Consider the following 17,914-nt stretch of genomic DNA (forward strand, 5'->3'; position numbering starts at 1 on the left):
AAAAGCGGAGGCGCCAATATAAAGGCGCTTCCGCTTTTTCTTAGTATAAGAGATGTAATAAAAATGCGATGCCAATTCCTGAAGCGCCACCAAAAAACACTTCGATCGGCTGATGGCCAAGTAATTCTTTTAATTCTTTTCGCTTTTCAAATTCTTCTTTTTTGTTCCAGTCCTTTGCGCCTTCAACAAAATGATTGAAATCTTTCATTAATTGATTTAAAAGCACCGCTTGTTCGCCAGCTTGTCTCCGTACCCCTGATGCATCAAACATAATGATGATGCTAAAGACGCATGCTACAGCAAAAGTTGTTGATGAGACACCATCAACAATACCTACTCCAGTTGAAAGTGCAGTCACAGCGGCAGAATGACTGCTCGGCATTCCACCAGTACTAAAAGCAAGACCTGGCTTAAATTCTCTCGTAATAATAAATCGTATTGGAATTTTAATAACTTGGGCAAAAACTATCGCTGTTAATGCAGCCCATAAAGGAAAATTTAAAAACAAGTCCATGAATGGATGGCCATCCTTTCTGTACTTTTACATGATGCAATAGTGAATATTATTTATTGAGAAGCATATGTACTCCATGTTTATATAAGTTTTATTTTATCATAGGAAATGATAAAATTCATGGATTAACTAGCAACTAATATAAGAGGATGTTCAAAAAATCACCAAATGATAAACGGCGAATTTCTTCGTTGCGAAGTTTTTCCGGTCTTCACGTATTAAAAGCATACGTTCCGGTCCTCAAATTCTTCGCGCCTTGAACTTCTTGTTTCTAATTTGCCGATTTTTTGAACACGCACTATAATTAAAAAAAGGATCACCCACAGATGTGGAATGATCCAAAGAAGGTTAACTTATGTTCTTACAGATGTCCATCTCATTGGGACACGTTTTGCTAATGTTACCATGAAAACTGATGCTAAACATGCAAGTGCCGTATCTTTTACAATAAAAGGAATCATACTAACCCAGGCAATTGTATAAGAGATATCTAGTGCTAACCATGTATTCATTGCAAGATACATGTACGATACACCAATTGTATAATTTAATACCAGACCAACAATTGAGGCGATTGTGTATATAGGAACAGAAGGTTTTTTAGTAATCTCTGAAATCCAGCCAACGAAAAACGCTATGAAAACAAACGAAATAATAAAGCCACCTGTAGGACTAACAATAGCCATTGGTCCTGCACTCATATTTGCAAATACAGGTACACCGGCCACGCCGACGAGAATATATGTAATCATTGAAATAGACCCAAGTTTTTTGCCGAGCATTAATCCTGCCAGAATAGCAAAAAATGTTTGTAAAGATAATGGTACTGATGCCCCACCAATAGGAACTGCCAGCATTGGGAACCAAACTGCGATATTGGCACCAATAGCCATCAAACACACAAATACTGCACCAAATGTTAAATCTATTGTACGTAATTGTTTCATCGATTTTTCCACCTCTCCTCATTATAGTAACCAGGGAAGGGAAGATTGTCAACTATATTTTTATTTAGTTTACAATAAAAATCCGGTAGATTATAAAATCCACCGGCCAGTTCAGTATTTATTTAATGGCGGCTTCCAATGCAACAATCATCATTTCATTAAATGTAGTTTGACGTTCTTCTGAGGAGGTTTCTTCACCTGTTAAAATATGATCAGAAACCGTCAGAACAGACAAAGCTTGACGACCATATTTCGCAGCAAGTGTGTATAATGCAGATGATTCCATTTCGATTGCTAACACTTTATAGTTTGCTAGTAATTCGTTTAATTTCTTTGCATTATCACGATAGAATGTATCACTTGTGAATACGTTTCCTACTCGTAGATTCATTCCTTTTTCTGTTCCAACATCGTAGGCTTTTTTCAATAAATCAAAGTCAGCAAGTGGCGCATAATCGATACCATCAAATACCATACGATTGATTTGAGAGTCTGTTGTTGCACCTTGTGCTAGAATCACATCCCGTACCTTTACATCCTTTTGAATCGCACCACATGTACCGACACGAATTAGCTTTTGAACATCATAGCTTTGAATTAATTCATTCACGTAGATAGAAATGGATGGAACGCCCATTCCTGTCCCCTGAACGGATATACGTTCACCTTTATATGTTCCAGTAAAACCATACATACCGCGAACCTCATTATACTGTGTTACATCCTCCAAGAATGTTTCTGCAATATATTTTGCTCGTAAAGGGTCTCCCGGTAATAATATTTTGTCCGCTACATCATTTTTATTAGCACCTATATGTACACTCATTTGTGTTCCTCCTATATAAAACTTTTATAATTTACAAAATAACGTTATCATAACGGTTTGTAAAAAACAAATTTACCTTAAATACGCCATCTTTACTGTTTTTGTTTTCAATCGACTCTAAAGTTGTATATAATATACGTAGTTTACTTTTTACATATAGAATGTAAATTTAAATAATCACCATGTTATTAGGGAAAGGATGAGATGAAATGAAAGAACAAACATTTACAATTACTGCGGATACTGGTGTACATGCACGTCCTGCAACGTTGTTGGTTAATAAAGCAGGACAATTTGAATCAGAGGTTGAGGTTACTTATAATGGTAAAACAGTTAATCTGAAATCAATCATGGGTGTTATGTCTTTAGGTGTACCTAAGGGTGCAGAGGTCAAAGTTACGGCTACTGGCGGCGACGAAGAAGAAGCATTAGCTGGTGTCGCTGAAGTTATTAAAGAACATTTAGGCGAATAAACGAAAAAGCTAGAGCTAATTAACTCTAGCTTTTTGTTTGTTGCTTAGGAATAATAATTTGGAACACTGTGGATAAGCTAGGTTTATTATTAGCCACGTCCAGCTCCGACGTACAGGACGTACTAGTGCCGATAAAGCCACAGGACGTGGCGTTTTTATCGGCCAGCGCCCATTGCCTAGTGCCCTTCCGGCTCCTCCTTACGATAAGTCAACATCGATTCCTACAAAAGGAAGGCCGACTAACTGCGGGCTTGCCGCCCAACGTCGGCATACCCCTGTTGCAGGGGCATGTTCCTTTTATCTCATACGGTTCCGTCCAGGTCATATGGCAATAACCGGGCGCTTGCGCTTTTGTTCTTAAAAAATACGCATAAGTAGAGGTGAAAGATTTGAATATTTCCGTATCACAGTTACCAGGGATTGGACAGAAAATTACAATGAAAACTTCAGAGGATGATATGCTTGTTATTATTGTTCATCATACTGGTAAAAGAGAACTTTATTTTTTTGATGATGGTGACAGTGAAGAAGCAGACTTTGCAATGGACTTAACTCCTGAGGAGACCCGAGAATTAGCTGCTCAATTACTTGGAGCTACTTATCAACCTGTGGATATTGAAAAAATTCGTATGTTTAAGCGACAAATCATTGTGGACTATATAAAGGTGAAAGCAAAATCATCACTTGTTGATAAAACGATTGAAGAATCTGATGTTAGAAATAAAACCGGTGCAACGATTATTGGAATTGTTCATGGAGAAGACATGGTTGCTATCCCTGAATCTGATACGACAATAAAACCTGGGGATGTACTGATGTCTATTGGTAAAGAGGAACAGATATCTTCTCTATCAAAGCTATGTCAGGGAGAGGAATAAGTTGGCTTGTTAAGTGAATTTCCCATACTGTTAGGTGCTGGTCTTGTTTTACTCGGAATTTTCGTTTTAGGTTTTATCGGATTTAAAACAAAATTTCCTAGTGTTATTTTATATATTCTACTTGGTGTTGTTTTAGCAGGATTATTAACACATAATGAAATATTACATTTTTCAGGTGAAGTAGCGATTGTATTGTTATTCTTTTTACTTGGATTAGAATTTAGTACAAAGCGTTTAGGATCGATTGCAAAAAAGATTTGGAGTTCAGGGATACTTGATGTGGTACTTAGCTTAGGTGTTTCGATGATCATTGCTTTCGGATTTGGATTAGATTGGTTTAGTGCGTTTCTTATTGGTGGAATTACATATGCAACGAGTTCGTCAATTACAGCAAAACTACTGGATGACAAGGGAAGGATGGCGAATGCTGAGACCGAATTTGTCTTGGCAATCCTTATATTTGAGGATTTAATCGCTCCAATTGTTGTTGCGGTTTTAATAGCGCTTAGTGCGGGTGATGCGTTTACAAGCGGTGATCTATTACTATTGATAGGAAAAATCATAGGCCTTGGACTTATTGCGATTATCCTCGGTAAGACAGTGTTTAAGCACTTTGAAAAGTTTTTACTACGAATTGATGATGAAGACTTTAAAATTGCGTTATTAGTAGGCATAGCTGTTTCGTTTGGTGGCTTAGCGTTATTATTAGGACTTTCAGAGGTCCTAGGTGCATTTCTTGCAGGTGTTATGCTTGCGGAAATTGGTAAGATTGAGCGTGTTGAAAGTACCGTAACCCCAGTTAAAGACTTGTTGTTACCTACATTTTTTATTTATTTTGGAACAACAATTGACATAGGTTCCGGTATACCAATGCCACTACTACTGGTAACACTTCTTATTTGGTCAGTGATTGCCAAAGTACTCGTTGGAATTATCGGTGGAAAACTATATGGACTATCTAAACGGGTATCACTACGTGCAGGTCTATCGCTCTGTGCAAGGGGAGAATTCTCAGTGGTTATGGCTAGTGTTGCGTTAGGTACTATAAAAGTATTTGGTGGGATCTACATTATCTTGTCAGCGTTTATTGGTATGCTTCTGTTCAGCTATGCTAACAAAATTACAATAAAAATTTATGGTAAACCTGTTAAGAAAAAGAAAAACTTAAAGGTGCCAACTGTCTAATCATACGAAAAAAGCAGCCACATTTGGCTGCTTTCACTTAATAATGCTTTTCCTCCAATTCTTCTAATGTTTTTAGAGCCTTTTTATTAAAGGGTGTATCTTTGTAGGCAAGCTTGTCTTTCAGTTTATTAACTGATTTTTCTAGTGACGTTTTATAGGAAGGGAGTTCTCCTTCAAAGGGGTGGACTGCTGGTTTGGCAACATTCATTTTCTCATTATAGGCCAGCGCTTTTCGTTCATGGAAAAATACATCTTCCACTTTGCCTGGGTTATGTAAATCACCTTGCATTGGGTGTTTATGAACAGCCAATACTTTGATAAGAAAGCGGTCGCCGCGATCCTCTATTACTTCCCCAATATATATTCCCGAGTTATAATGCGCCCGCACGATTTTTCCAATTTGTGTGTCAGTCATTGATATAACCTCCAAGTAAAATGAGTACATTTCCTATTTTACGTTAATTTTGGCAAACTTCAATAGACATGGTATCTAATATGTCACCTTTATGAACAAAAAGCTTTTAGGTTTAAGGGAAACCGTGTATTTGATATAATTATGTCGAAAGGCGTGAGTACCTATGATGGAATTTCTTTATTTTCCAGAGGATAAGTCGGAGTATATTCCTGCAGTGATAACATTACTCATTTTTATGATTGGTGCAGCTATTACGGTATATTTTTTTAATAAACAATCTAAGAGAGAAGAAAAGCGAATTAATGAAAAGTTTAATCTCAATGGCAACAAGCAAACGAATGATACTACGAACAAAAATGATAATAATAAAAGTGAATGAACGTTGGAAAACTACTACATCCTGATAAGGAATAGTAGTTTTTTTGTAGTTTAGTTTGATTCTTTTTGGTTGATACTAGTAAAAAAACAGGGGCCACTGAAAAAGTTAAGTATAGTACAAAATATGTGGATCTACCGTCGCATCCTCGAATATACTTCGCTTTCCGCGGGCGAGTGTCGAGCCTCCTCGGACTGCCGTCCTGCGGGGTCTCGCCGATCTCTTACTTCCCGCAGGAGTCTCCGTATATTCGAGGATGCTAATTTAAGGTGAAAAGTTAAATTTTTAAAATCCACCACTTTTTCAGTGCCCTCAAAAAAACATCACTGGAGGACCTAAGAATGTTACGTAATGTAATGATTGTAGTAGTGTTAATTTTTCTTGTAGGATGTCAGAATGATGGCCGAACCTCATTAAAAGTTGATATGTATAACCCATCTGGTGATATGGTTGGAACTGCTACGCTTAAAGAACAACCTGAAGGCGTATCCGTAAAGGTGAAAGTGGAAGGATTGAAACCTGGATTACACGGGATTCATGTTCATGAATTTCCAAAATGTGAGGGGCCAGATTTTAAGAGTGCAGGAAATCACTTTAATCCTGAAGGCAAGGACCATGGTGCGATGCATCCTAAGGGGCCACACTTAGGGGATTTGCCAAACGTAGAAGCGGATTCGAGCGGGGTAGTAGATGTTGAATTAATGCTAGCTGGTGCAACGATGTTAGAAGGAAAGAAGTCACTATTTAAAGATCAAGGTAAGTCACTCATCATTCATAGTGATATGGACGATGGAGTTAGCCAACCTAGTGGCGATTCAGGAGAGCGATTAATTTGTGGCGAAATTAAGCTGAAAGCAGAAGGTTCCAAGGAATCTCCACCAGATCCAACTGAAAATAATGAAGAAAAGAAAAAATAGAAAAGTTGCTTATACTACAATTTGTAGTATAAGCAACTTTCTTATCTACTATGGACAGCTTCGATAATCCGTTTAACTCCATCTTCAAGTGTATCTCTAGGACAGGCAATATTCATACGCATAAACTGTTTACCTTCCTCACCGTATTCAATCCCTGTATTAAGTCCTACTTTTGCTTTTTCAATCATAAAGCTATTTAAGGATTTATCATCTAAATCAAGTCCACTACAATCTATCCATAATAAATAGGTTCCTTCTGAGTCAATAACTTTTAATTCATTGGTATGTTGATGAAACATGTCTGCAACATAATTCTTATGGTCTTGTAGAACATTTCGTAATTCATCGAGCCACTCGTCTCCGTGTAAATATGCGGATTCTAAAGCAACGTTACCCATGGTGTTAAGCATATGATGACCTTGGCTTTCTAACTGGTCGGTAAGGATTGTCCGTTTTTCCTCATCAGTAGTGATAATATAGGATGCCTGCAAACCAGCTAAATTAAATGTTTTTGATGGTGACATAAATGTTATGGTTTGTTGACTAATATCATCTGATAAAGATGCGAGTGGCGTATGCTTATTGCCAGGAAAAGTTAAATCACTGTGTATCTCATCGCTTATCATTAATACATCATAGGTTAAACAAAGATCAGCCATTCTTCTTAATTCTTCCTGTTGCCAAACTCTTCCCACTGGATTATGTGGAGAACATAAAATAAATGCTTTTACACCACTTTTAAGTTTTTCCTCAAAGTCTTCGAAGTCGATCTGATACGAGTTATCATTATAGATTAACGGATTTTTCACAACTTCACGGTCATGCTTTTTAATTACATTGTAAAAGGGTGTATATACTGGGGTCTGAATTAGCACTTTATCTTTCGGTTCAGTAAAGGCCTGAACAGCCATATGTATACTTGTGACAACACCAGGGCTGAACGTGAGCCAATCCGTGTCTATTGACCAGTCATGGCGTCTTTCTAGCCAATTAGCAATTGCATCCTTTACATGGTTATCAAGAATAGTATAACCGAAAATCCCGTGCTTAGAACGTTCCACTAATGCATCAATGACAGGCCTTGGTATTTGAAAATCCATATCTGCAACCCACATTGGCAGTACCTCTTCCGATTGAAAAACGGTTTGAAGAATGTCCCATTTAACGGATCTTGTTTGCTTCCGATTGTGCACATCAGTAAAATTTATCATACGAAAACCTCCCTTTACTTAGTATATCGAATTATTGGAAGAAGAACATTAGAAAAACTCACCATTCGCCTTGTACTTACTTGTGAATGGCAAATTTTTTCTTATAACGACGTTTTCTTTTTCTTTTAAACTTACGTAAAAAAAAGCAAAGCGGTATACGCCTTGCTCACAGGGGGAATACGAGAAAGTCTTACATTATAAGTATTACCCTGTGGGAAAAAAATTAAACACATTTTGACAATTTTAGATTCGTTTTTCTAATTCTTTTTTCGCATCCTCAAATCCAGGTTTTCCTAAAAGAGCGAACATATTTTTCTTGTAAGCCTCAACGCCTGGTTGATCAAATGGATTAACACCTAATAAGTAACCACTAATGGCACAAGCTTTTTCAAAAAAGTAAACCATGTACCCAAATGTGTACGCGTCAAGTGCTGGTAATTCAATCACTAAGTTTGGAACATTCCCGTCATTGTGCGCAATCATCGTTCCCTGGTATGCTTTATCATTTATTTCATGAAGTGTTTTCCCTGTTAAATAATTTAAGCCATCTAAATTTTGTTTGTCTTCTTTTACGGTTAGTTCTTTTTTAGATGAATTGACATGTAAAACCGTTTCAAACAAATCGCGTCTGCCATCTTGAATATATTGACCTAATGAGTGCAAATCGGTCGTGAAATTAGCTGAAGCAGGGAAAATTCCTTTTTGATCTTTTCCTTCACTTTCGCCAAATAATTGCTTCCACCACTCAGCAACATATTGAAGCTGTGGTTCATAATTGACCAACATTTCAATGGTCTTTCCTTTGTTATACAGAACGTTACGTATAGCGGCATATTGATATGCAGGATTCTTTTCAAGGGTTTCTTCGGCCAAATCCGCTGTAGCCTGTCTAGCACCTTCCATCATGTCATCAATGGAAATTCCACTTGCAGCAATTGGTAATAATCCGACGGCTGTTAAAACCGAGTAACGCCCCCCGACATCATCTGGAATAATAAAGCTTTCATAGCCTTCCTCAGATGCAAGTTTTTTTAGTGCGCCTTTTTCTTTATCGGTAGTTGCATAAATTCGTTTTTTTGCTTCATTTTCTCCGTATTTCTTCTCAAGAAAATCGCGGAAAATGCGGAAGGCAATCGCTGGTTCTGTTGTTGTTCCACTTTTAGAAATAATATTTATAGAAACTTCTTTATCCGCTAAAACATCAAGTAACTCTTGCATGTACGTTGAACTAATATGATGGCCAACAAAAATAATCTGAGGAGCCTTCCGTTCTTTTTTGCTCAATAAATGGGAAAAAGAATGGTTTAACATTTCAATTGCTGCACGAGATCCCAAGTAGGAACCGCCAATACCAATTACAAGCAAAACATCTGAATCATTTTTAATTTTTTCAGCGCTTGCTTTTATTCGGTTGAATTCTTCTTGATCAAACGTATTAGGTAAGTCTAACCAACCTAGAAAATCATTACCTGCACCAGATTTATTATGTAATGTATGATGGGCTACAGATACATATTCATTCATTTGGTTTAGTTCATTTTCATTTAGAAAAGGAATTGCTTTTTTATAAGAAAAATTAATGTGTGTCATACTGTGCCTCCTAATTAAATACTCCATTTACTTTACCCGAACTAACGAAAGGAAATCAAGAATGAGCATGCATATATTTTGATTAAGCGGAAAAAATAGCAAGGAAATGATAAATGATGGCTGGAAGACCGCTAGAGGTAGACAAAAAAAAGAGGCTTACTCTACCAAATTATTCTAGTTGCATAATGAGTAAATTGGTGAAGAGACCTCTTATTTAAATTAACTTTTGTATGTTTCTTCTCGTTCTTCGGATTGTTCAATCCATTCTTCCAGCTTATCTTTTAACGTGTTAAAACCAGCTGAACTATCCTGTTGCTGTTGTTGAACAGGTTGTTTTCTAGGTGCTTTTGTTTGTTTCTTTGGTGCTTCTTCTGTAGCGCGGATAGATAATGACACTTTATTTTTTTCAGAATCAACGTTTAATACTTTAACATTTACTTCATCACCGACTGTTAAGTGATCATTAATATCTTTCACATAACCGTGCGTTACCTCAGAGATATGAACCAATCCTTGTGTTTCATCATCTAAAGCGACAAATGCGCCGTATGGTTGAATTCCTGTAACTTTTCCTTCTATAACTTGACCAGTTTCAAACTTGTCTGTCATGCTGAACAACTCCTATGCCTTTAATTCGATTCTTTTCACACAATATAATATTTTAACACAAATTGCGGATTCAAGCAAAAAAAATTGGAAGGAAGATTGAAATGGTTCCTATAGAGTCTACTATTGAAAATACAATTTTCTCCTTATACGTCTTGGAAGAATTATTAAAACCAGAAGGATTTGTCATCGGTTCTAGTTGGGATTACGATAGTGGGTACTTTGACTATTTAATTGATAATAAAGATACTTATTATTTTTTACGAATTCCATTTTACGCTGTAGCTGGTTCACTTGATTACCCAGGAGTTACGGTTCGTGTTGACAAGCCATTTTTGCTAGCCCATCAATATCAAAAAGGAAATGATGAAACAGCAGAAAGTGGTGCGTTAAGCGGTGCAGTGAATCAATTCCAATCCCCTTCCAACCCTGATGCTGATTTACCACCTGAATATATTAATATGGGAAAAGACATGGTGAAAAAGATGGAAGGGTTACTCATTCCAAGCAGATAAAGTGATTACAGCATCACCTGACTTTAATAAAAAGTCTGGTGATGGATTTATACGCCATTTATCATTACGAATTACGACAAGTAAAAGCTGGTGCCCTTCAAGGAAATGAATTACTCCACTCATGTAACTCTTATTCGCTAAATCTGCGGGAAGTGTACGTTTTATAAACTGTTGGTTTTCCAAAAGATTTATTACTAATTCAACGGGGTTATTCGTTTTCGGAAAAAATAGCTCGTGATAGAGCATACTACTTAAAAAGTTATTTGGCTGAACGACAGAGGTAGCACCTGCTCGTAATGCATTATCCATTTGTTTATCCGACAAGATTTCTGTTACTAAAGGTACCGATTTGTTATTTCCTCTTATGGCTACTGTTGTTAAAATAGTGTGATGATCAGCTAGTTTTTCCTTTTTAGTTGAATCTGCCGTAATTAAAACAGATTTGGCTTTGTCTATGTTTGCCTTTAAAAGTGTCTCATCTTCACTAGCATCACCATGTATAAAGTGTACAGGTATTTGTTGATAAGGTAGCTGCTGTAAGCTGTAATCAATGAGCACAATTTCAGTAAGTTTATCTTTAGACATGATGATATCAACTAGTTGTCTGGTGCGCTCATTCCAGCCAACTATAATAATGTGATCGCTTCCTTTGTATGCAACTTTTCCTTTAGATAAACTGTTTTCGTGTTTAATGGTTTCCGCTGATACAGTCGTAATATAAAAAGTGATTAGCCCTCCACCAGATAAAATTAACAGAATACCTATAACCTTTCCAGGAACTGTTAACGGTACATAATCACCATAGCCAACTGTTGCTCCGGTTACAAACGCCCACCAAACACCATCAAAAATAGTTGGAAACTCATTTGGCTCAACAAAATGAATTACAGTACCAAACGAGAGCATAAGGAGAAATACAGAAATTAATAGTCGTAAAACAATTGGTAACCGAAAATAAATATGTTTAAATAGTTCAATACGCATAATTTCACCTTTATTAGTAGTTATTTTTTAACGTGTTCATGCTTTCATACAGTATGGACGAATAGACATAAAAAAAGACATCCAGTTGGATGCCTTTTTTAAGAGCAAAGAAAGTATAAAATTTTAGCGATTATCTGTCTAGCTTCAGCGCCTAGACACTCGAGACATAAGCAGTTCGCTTCCGTGCGAGCAAAGCACCCACACTGCACCGCTCTGCTTATGCTTGTCGTGTCTTTCAAGGCGCTTGCGCTTTTCTTAAAGTTCAAAGTTATTGTATTGTTTTTTTAATGCTTTGATACACTTCATCCCAGAAATCGGTATTATCACGAAATGATTTGGTCATGAAAAGTAGCATTTCATTTAGTTTTTCTTTGTAGTCACCAGCATCCTTATCAGGTAAATTTGTACGAGAGTCGTCAAGAAATTGCTGGATCTTATCTGCCCGTGGTCCCCATTTTGCAACTTCATTACCTGCTTCATCGATAAAAACAAATATCGGTATGGATCTTGATTTTCCATTCGTAAGATATTGATCCATAAGTTCCAGATTTGCGTCTCTTGGAAATAAAGCCACGTCCATATTGGTATGCTCAGCAATACGAAGTAAAATTGGTACATTTAACATGGCATCTCCACACCAATCTTCTGTCAAAACCAATACACGAAGTTGCTTACTACTTATATGTTGGAAAAACTCCTCGTCACTCGGAATTGTGAAGTGATCATAAATATGTAATAGGTTTTCTTTATGTTTTTCCATTGATTCTATATATGTATCAGGTGACATCCCTTTTTCATACCACTCGTTTAACGTCATCATCTATCTCTCCTTTGTATACGTGTCTTTGTCAAAGTTTACCCAATTTGATATGTTTCGTAAACAAAAGTGCTTCCTGCTAAGAAATTTGCTATGATTGTAGGAGAAGTTCAAAAAGGCACTTATAGGAGAATGAATTTAGTAGGAGGAATTTTTAATGGGTCAGACAAACAGAGGTTTTTTATTAGAATTATTAAAAACTCCGTCACCATCAAGTAATGAAATGCAAATTCAGAAAAAGTGGATAAACTATGTTCAAGATTTTGCCGACGAAATTCGTACGGATAATGCTGGTAACGCAATCGGTGTGTTAAACCCAGATGCACCTTTTAAAGTATTACTTGCAGGGCATTGTGATGAAATTGCGTTAGTCATTAACCGTGTCGATGAAAAAGGATTCTTGCATTTTGATAAGATGGGTGGGATTAACCCAAAAGCAGCTGTAGGAATGAAAGTTACAGTCCTCGGCTATGAAAAAACAGTGACTGGTGTTATCGGTGTGAATGCACAGCACCACGGCGGTCTTAAAAATGAATTCGGACTTGAGGATTTATTTATTGATTGTGGATGTACATCCAAAGAAGAAATGGAAAAATACGTGCAAATAGGGGATCTCGCTGTATATAAAACAGATCCAGAACTATTAATGGATCGTTATGTAGCAGGCCGTGGTTTGGATAACCGCACAGGTTCATTTATCGTTGCAGAGGTCCTAAAGAGATTGGCTGATCAAGGCTGTAATGTAGGAGTTTATGCTGCAAGTACGGTAAACGAAGAAACGAATATGGGTGGGGCTTATTTTGCTGCTGCAGGTATTGAACCAACGATGGCAATTGCTTGCGACGTTACGTTTGCAACCGATTATCCAACCGTTGATAAAAATAAACATGGTGATGTTCGTTTAGATGGTGGTCCAGTGCTTGCAAAAGGTGCACCGATAAACATCAAAATCAACAAACTGCTTGAAAAAACGGCTAAAAGCTTAGATATGGATGTACAATATGAATTAACACCAAGAATGACAGGTACAGATGCTGACAAGATGCGTTTAACGGGACGCGGTGTACCAGTATCACTTGTTTCATTACCATTACGATACATGCATTCACCAGTGGAAACAGCTAGCTTAAAGGATATTGATGAAGAAATTGAGTTACTTGTAGCAATGATCGCGAATTTAACTGGCGAGGAAAGTTTAAATCCATTAGAAGATTGAGAAGAATTATAAAATATCAAAAAATAATTTGACAAAATTTCGAGACGATAGTAATGTATATAGTAATTAAATAATGAACTTCTTATTCAGAGAGGTGGAGGGACTTGGCCCTGCGATACCTCGGCAACGGACTTTTTAAGTGCTGTGCTAAATCCAACAAGCGTCAGCTTGAAAAATAAGAAGAGAGTGCGGACGTATATGCAAATCTCTTCTTATTATCAATAAGAAGGGATTTTTTTAATTTACTAATGAATTGTCTAACCGCCGCACTAGCGACTAGTTGGTCCTGTGAATGGAAGGTAAAGTAAAATTTAATAGAAACTTCTTATCTAGAGAGGTGGAGGGACTGGCCCTACGATACCTCGGCAGCGTACTTTTTTCAAAAGTGACGTGCTAATTCCAGCAAGCAACAAGCTTGATAGATGAGAAGAGGGAAGTTTTATGATGCCTCTTCTTATTTATTAAGGAGAGGCATCTTTGCATTTTGAGAGGATGTTCAAAAAGTCACCAAATGATAAACTACGAATTTCTTCGTTGGCTCGTCTTTCCGGTCCTCATGTAGAAATATCCTACATTCTGGTCCTCAATACTTCGCCGCCTCGAACTTCTTGTTTCTAATTTGGCACCTTTTTGAACACACATTTTAGGAGGGAAAATATGATTACTTTTGAGAACGTAACAAAGGTTTATCAAGGAAACGGTACACAAGTAAAAGCATTAGACAATGTTGATTTACATATTGAAAAAGGAGAAATATATGGGGTTATCGGTTTTAGTGGTGCTGGGAAAAGCTCACTCGTGCGTTGTGTGAATCTGCTTGAACGTCCTACATCAGGAAAAGTTATTGTAAACGAACAGGATCTGCTCAGTCTTACGCCAAAAGAACTACGGGAAGCAAAGCGAAATATTGGAATGATTTTTCAACACTTCAACCTGCTAAATTCAAAAACAGTTTTTACCAATGTGGCAATGCCATTACTGCTAATGAACACTCCAAAGGAAGAAGTGAAACAACGAGTTTATGAGATGTTAGATTTTGTTGGGTTACGTGATAAGGCAGATAATTATCCAGACCAACTTTCAGGTGGGCAAAAACAACGAGTAGGAATTGCACGAGCATTAGCAACTCAGCCATCTGTATTATTGTGCGATGAAGCAACATCAGCGCTTGATCCACAGACGACGGATGACATTTTAAAGCTTTTGAAAAAAATTAATCAAGAGTATAAGATCACGATTTTAATCATTACACATGAGATGGGAGTTATCCGTGAAATATGTGATAAGGTCGCAGTGCTTGAGAATGGAAAGGTGATTGAATCAGGATCTACTTTCGATGTGTTTGCTCAACCAAAAACAAAAACTGCTCATAATTTCGTTAGCACGGTCATGCATGATGAAATACCAGAATCTGTTTACCGGTTAATTCGCTCGCAAGAAGCAACCAATCAAATTTATCGGATTGTGTTTGTCGGTGAAACTGCTGGATATCCACTTCTATCGCAAATAGCTAAAAAATTCGATGTGGAAGTAAACGTGTTGTTTGGTAGTATCACAGAATTACAAGGAACATCACTCGGTAATTTGATTGTAAAGTTTGAAGGTGCCGCGAAAGAGATTAGTAGGGTTATTATGCATATTAACCAACAAAAGGTAACAATCAAGGAGGTGTTAGAAGATGTTAGTTGACTTTGATCAAATTATGGTGGCAACAGGAGAAACCATTACAATGGTCGCATTTTCGTTAATTTTTGCTACGGTAATCGGTTTGCCGCTCGGAATTTTATTAGTTGTAACACGAAAAGGACATTTATGGGAGAACGCTGCTATTTTTAGTGTACTAAATTCAATTGTGAACTTATTCCGTTCCATACCATTTATTATTCTTTTGGTGGTAGTTATACCATTTACCAGGTTGATCGTTGGAACCTCGATAGGAACTGCTGCGGCAATCGTCCCAATGGTTTTATTTTCTGGTCCTTATATTGCCAGGTTGATAGAAAACTCACTGTTAGAAGTTGATCCTGGTGTAATGGAAGCGGCGCAATCGATGGGAGCGACACCGAGACAAATCATTACCCGTTTTTTAATACCAGAAGCATTAAGCTCACTACTATTGGGATTAACAATTGCAACAATAGGACTTGTTGGCGCTTCCGCTATGGCTGGTGCGATTGGTGGAGGAGGACTTGGTGATTTAGCCATTACATATGGATACCAACGATTCGATACGGTAGTGATGATTATTACAGTAGCCATTCTTGTTGTAATGGTGCAAGCATTACAAACGACAGGAAATATTTTATCTAGAAAAATCAGGCGAAGATAAAAAAACACAAAAAAATGAACTAGACAAAAAGGGGATAAAACAACATGAAAAGAATTGGACTTTTATTATTTATAAGTTTAGCGGTGATAACTAGTGCCTGCTCAAATGACGAATCAACTGTTTCAGTAGGAATTAGCGGCTCTGACACAACGATTTGGGATTTTATTGCAGAAAAGGCGAAAGAAGAGGGAATTAACGTTGAAATCGTTAAATTTTCCGACTATGTACAACCAAACTTGGCACTTGCTGAAGGGGAAATCGATGCGAATGCCTTTCAAACAGTTTCTTATTTCGATTCATTTATAAAAGAACATGATTTGGATTTAGTACCAATTGCAACTACAGTTATAGCGCCAATGGGTCTTTATTCCGATAAATATGATTCACCTGAAGAAATTCCAGAAGGTTCGTCAATTGCCTTACCAAAGGAAGCAACAAATATGGGACGTGCATTATTACTCCTTCAGTCAGCTGGTTTAATTAAATTAGAAGAAAATTTTGATGGTAATGGTTCAGTAGATAAGATTGTAGAAAACCCAAAAAATTTAAAGTTTGAAACACTTGTGGCTGCTCAAACTCCAAGGGTCTTACCAGATGTAGCTGCATCTATTATTAATAATGGTATTGCAGTTGATGCTGGATTTAGTCCATTAGGCGATTCTATTTTTCATGAAAATGAAACAGCTACACCATATATAAATATTATTGCTGTTCAAGAAAAAAACAAAGATGACAAAACACTGCAGAAGCTAGCAGATATTTATCAATCAGAAGAAGTAAAGGAGTTAATCCAAAAAGAGTATGATGGAAATCAGATACCAACATTTGTACCGTTAAGTAATATTGGCTGGTAAAAAATAGATGGGGTGAATAGGATGACTGTAGTTACACAAAGCTTGGAAAAAATAAAACAACGTATTATTGAAAATGTAGAAGAAAACAGGGATCAATATATTAAAACAAGTCATGCGATCCACGATAGGCCCGAGATTGGAAATGAGGAATTTTTTGCTTCTGAATTGTTAACAGACACTCTAGGTAAGGAAGGCTTCACTGTTGAAAAAGGGGTTGCTGGACATGAAACAGCATTTCTGGCTAAAAGAAAAGGCGAAAAAGAAGGGCTTCGAATTGGATTTTTAGCTGAGTATGATGCCTTGCCGGGAATAGGTCATGCATGTGGCCATAATATCATTGGAACGACAAGTGTTGCAGCAGCCATCGCATTAAGTAAAGTGATTGATGAAGTCGGCGGGGAACTGGTTGTACTCGGGACTCCTGCTGAAGAAGGTGGGCCAAATGGTAGCGCAAAAGGAAGCTTTGTGAAAGCTGGGTTACTAGATGACATTGACGCAGCAATCATGCTTCATCCTGGAAATGAGACGAATTTAACGGGGCCTAGTTTGGCAGTTGATCCACTGGATTTTGAATTTTTTGGTAAACCAGCACATGCTTCCGTACAACCAGATAAAGGAATCAATGCTTTAGATGGAGTAATTCAATTGTTTAATGGAATTAACGCATTACGACAACACCTGCCATCTGATGTAAGGATTCATGGTATTATCCCAAACGGCGGCGATGCGCCAAATATCGTTCCAGAATATGCTAAGGCACGGTTTTTTATCCGGGCAGCAACAAGGTCAGTATTAAATGAAGTTACAGAAAAGGTTAGCGCTATTGCAAATGGGGCAGCTCTTGCTACAGGGGCAACTGTAAAAATTAACTCATTCCAAAATGAAGTAGATAATTTTGTTATTAACCGAAACTTCGATAACGTGTTTAAAGATGTAGCAGAAAGCCTTGGAGAAATAGTTAACACAGAGGAACGAGAAGGATTAGGATCCACCGATGCAGGAAATGTTAGTCAAGTTGTTCCTACTATTCATCCACATATTAAAATAGGTTCAAGCGACTTAGTTGGACATACCGTTGAATTCAGAGAAGCGGCTAGATCTGAAAAGGGAGATCAAGCACTAATTGTAGGAGCGGAAGCAATAGCTTTAACCGTACTGGAACTTTTAACAAATCGATTAACATACGATGAAATTTATCAAGAATTTAAAGAACAAACACAACCTCCCAACTAATGTACAAACAGCTGTACCATTTCATTTG

At 37.2% G+C, this 17,914-nt stretch carries 20 protein-coding genes and 2 riboswitches; of the genes, 11 read left to right on the forward strand and 9 right to left on the reverse strand.

Features of this window, described 5'->3' with window-relative positions; all coding sequences use genetic code 11:
• Positions 1-40: 40 nt before the first annotated feature.
• The 3 genes from CFK40_RS07595 to deoD all read right to left on the reverse strand — a co-directional run bounded on the left by CFK40_RS07595 (position 41) and on the right by deoD (position 2,287).
• Complete coding sequence (locus CFK40_RS07595; protein ID WP_089531737.1) at positions 41-514, reverse strand: divergent PAP2 family protein; 474 nt, start codon at positions 512-514, stop codon at positions 41-43.
• Positions 515-867: 353 nt separating this feature from the next.
• The gene (locus CFK40_RS07600; protein ID WP_089531738.1) at positions 868-1,461 is read right to left on the reverse strand and encodes a biotin transporter BioY; all 594 of its coding nucleotides are present in this window, start codon (positions 1,459-1,461) and stop codon (positions 868-870) included.
• 118 nt (positions 1,462-1,579) lie between these two features.
• Positions 1,580-2,287: a purine-nucleoside phosphorylase gene (deoD, locus tag CFK40_RS07605; RefSeq protein ID WP_089531739.1), complete on the reverse strand. Its 708-nt coding sequence runs from the start codon at positions 2,285-2,287 to the stop codon at positions 1,580-1,582.
• A 209-nt stretch (positions 2,288-2,496) separates the two neighbouring features.
• Here deoD and CFK40_RS07610 point away from each other — a divergent pair, with 209 nt between their 5' ends.
• The 3 genes from CFK40_RS07610 to CFK40_RS07620 all read left to right on the forward strand — a co-directional run bounded on the left by CFK40_RS07610 (position 2,497) and on the right by CFK40_RS07620 (position 4,823).
• A complete protein-coding gene (locus tag CFK40_RS07610) occupies positions 2,497-2,760 on the forward strand; it encodes a phosphocarrier protein HPr (protein ID WP_089531740.1) in 264 nt (87 codons plus the stop codon).
• 380 nt (positions 2,761-3,140) lie between these two features.
• Entirely contained in the window at positions 3,141-3,638 is a 498-nt protein-coding gene (locus CFK40_RS07615; RefSeq protein ID WP_227001896.1) for a cation:proton antiporter regulatory subunit, read from the forward strand.
• A gap of 6 nt (positions 3,639-3,644) precedes the next feature.
• Positions 3,645-4,823, forward strand: a complete 1,179-nt coding sequence (locus CFK40_RS07620; protein WP_089531742.1) for a cation:proton antiporter — start codon at positions 3,645-3,647, stop codon at positions 4,821-4,823.
• A 37-nt stretch (positions 4,824-4,860) separates the two neighbouring features.
• Here the strand turns inward: CFK40_RS07620 and CFK40_RS07625 are convergent, their stop codons facing one another.
• Entirely contained in the window at positions 4,861-5,238 is a 378-nt protein-coding gene (locus CFK40_RS07625) for a kinase-associated lipoprotein KapB (RefSeq protein WP_089531743.1), read from the reverse strand.
• Between the two features lie 163 nt (positions 5,239-5,401).
• Here CFK40_RS07625 and CFK40_RS07630 point away from each other — a divergent pair, with 163 nt between their 5' ends.
• Together CFK40_RS07630 and CFK40_RS07635 are read left to right on the forward strand one after the other, a co-directional pair.
• A complete protein-coding gene (locus tag CFK40_RS07630) occupies positions 5,402-5,617 on the forward strand; it encodes a hypothetical protein (protein ID WP_089531744.1) in 216 nt (71 codons plus the stop codon).
• A gap of 338 nt (positions 5,618-5,955) precedes the next feature.
• The gene (locus CFK40_RS07635) at positions 5,956-6,531 is read left to right on the forward strand and encodes a superoxide dismutase family protein (protein ID WP_168927222.1); all 576 of its coding nucleotides are present in this window, start codon (positions 5,956-5,958) and stop codon (positions 6,529-6,531) included.
• 41 nt (positions 6,532-6,572) lie between these two features.
• Here the strand turns inward: CFK40_RS07635 and CFK40_RS07640 are convergent, their stop codons facing one another.
• The 3 genes from CFK40_RS07640 to yugI all read right to left on the reverse strand — a co-directional run bounded on the left by CFK40_RS07640 (position 6,573) and on the right by yugI (position 9,941).
• A complete protein-coding gene (locus CFK40_RS07640) occupies positions 6,573-7,742 on the reverse strand; it encodes a MalY/PatB family protein (RefSeq protein ID WP_089531745.1) in 1,170 nt (389 codons plus the stop codon).
• Positions 7,743-7,985: 243 nt separating this feature from the next.
• Entirely contained in the window at positions 7,986-9,332 is a 1,347-nt protein-coding gene (locus CFK40_RS07645) for a glucose-6-phosphate isomerase (RefSeq protein WP_089531746.1), read from the reverse strand.
• Between the two features lie 219 nt (positions 9,333-9,551).
• Positions 9,552-9,941, reverse strand: a complete 390-nt coding sequence (gene yugI / locus CFK40_RS07650; RefSeq protein ID WP_089531747.1) for a S1 domain-containing post-transcriptional regulator GSP13 — start codon at positions 9,939-9,941, stop codon at positions 9,552-9,554.
• Positions 9,942-10,042: 101 nt separating this feature from the next.
• On the opposite strand from yugI, the gene CFK40_RS07655 reads away from it, so the two are divergent.
• Entirely contained in the window at positions 10,043-10,453 is a 411-nt protein-coding gene (locus CFK40_RS07655) for a YugN-like family protein (protein WP_089531748.1), read from the forward strand.
• Here the strand turns inward: CFK40_RS07655 and CFK40_RS07660 are convergent.
• The gene (locus CFK40_RS07660; RefSeq protein WP_089531749.1) at positions 10,433-11,437 is read right to left on the reverse strand and encodes a potassium channel family protein; all 1,005 of its coding nucleotides are present in this window, start codon (positions 11,435-11,437) and stop codon (positions 10,433-10,435) included. The genes CFK40_RS07655 and CFK40_RS07660 overlap by 21 nt on opposite strands.
• Positions 11,438-11,705: 268 nt before the next feature.
• Positions 11,706-12,254: a thioredoxin family protein gene (locus tag CFK40_RS07665; protein WP_089531750.1), complete on the reverse strand. Its 549-nt coding sequence runs from the start codon at positions 12,252-12,254 to the stop codon at positions 11,706-11,708.
• A gap of 157 nt (positions 12,255-12,411) precedes the next feature.
• Between CFK40_RS07665 and CFK40_RS07670 the strand changes: the two genes are divergently transcribed.
• The 5 genes from CFK40_RS07670 to CFK40_RS07690 all read left to right on the forward strand — a co-directional run bounded on the left by CFK40_RS07670 (position 12,412) and on the right by CFK40_RS07690 (position 17,886).
• A complete protein-coding gene (locus tag CFK40_RS07670) occupies positions 12,412-13,470 on the forward strand; it encodes a M20/M25/M40 family metallo-hydrolase (protein WP_089531751.1) in 1,059 nt (352 codons plus the stop codon).
• Positions 13,471-13,549: 79 nt separating this feature from the next.
• Positions 13,550-13,652: riboswitch (SAM riboswitch) on the forward strand.
• Between the two features lie 140 nt (positions 13,653-13,792).
• Positions 13,793-13,899: riboswitch (SAM riboswitch) on the forward strand.
• A 228-nt stretch (positions 13,900-14,127) separates the two neighbouring features.
• On the forward strand, positions 14,128-15,159 hold the full coding sequence (locus CFK40_RS07675) for a methionine ABC transporter ATP-binding protein (protein WP_089531752.1): 1,032 nt from the start codon (positions 14,128-14,130) through the stop codon (positions 15,157-15,159).
• Positions 15,149-15,799, forward strand: coding sequence for a methionine ABC transporter permease (locus CFK40_RS07680; protein WP_089531753.1), 651 nt, complete (start codon positions 15,149-15,151; stop codon positions 15,797-15,799). The genes CFK40_RS07675 and CFK40_RS07680 overlap by 11 nt, the downstream gene beginning before the upstream one ends.
• Before the next feature lie 44 nt (positions 15,800-15,843).
• Positions 15,844-16,653: a MetQ/NlpA family ABC transporter substrate-binding protein gene (locus tag CFK40_RS07685; protein ID WP_089531754.1), complete on the forward strand. Its 810-nt coding sequence runs from the start codon at positions 15,844-15,846 to the stop codon at positions 16,651-16,653.
• A 21-nt stretch (positions 16,654-16,674) separates the two neighbouring features.
• Positions 16,675-17,886 carry a M20 family metallopeptidase gene (locus CFK40_RS07690; protein WP_089531755.1) on the forward strand — a complete coding sequence of 404 codons (1,212 nt, stop codon included), beginning with the start codon at positions 16,675-16,677 and terminating at the stop codon, positions 17,884-17,886.
• Positions 17,887-17,914: the final 28 nt, after the last annotated feature.

The sequence above is a fragment of the Virgibacillus necropolis genome (assembly GCF_002224365.1).
Taxonomy (GTDB): domain Bacteria; phylum Bacillota; class Bacilli; order Bacillales; family Amphibacillaceae; genus Virgibacillus_F; species Virgibacillus_F necropolis.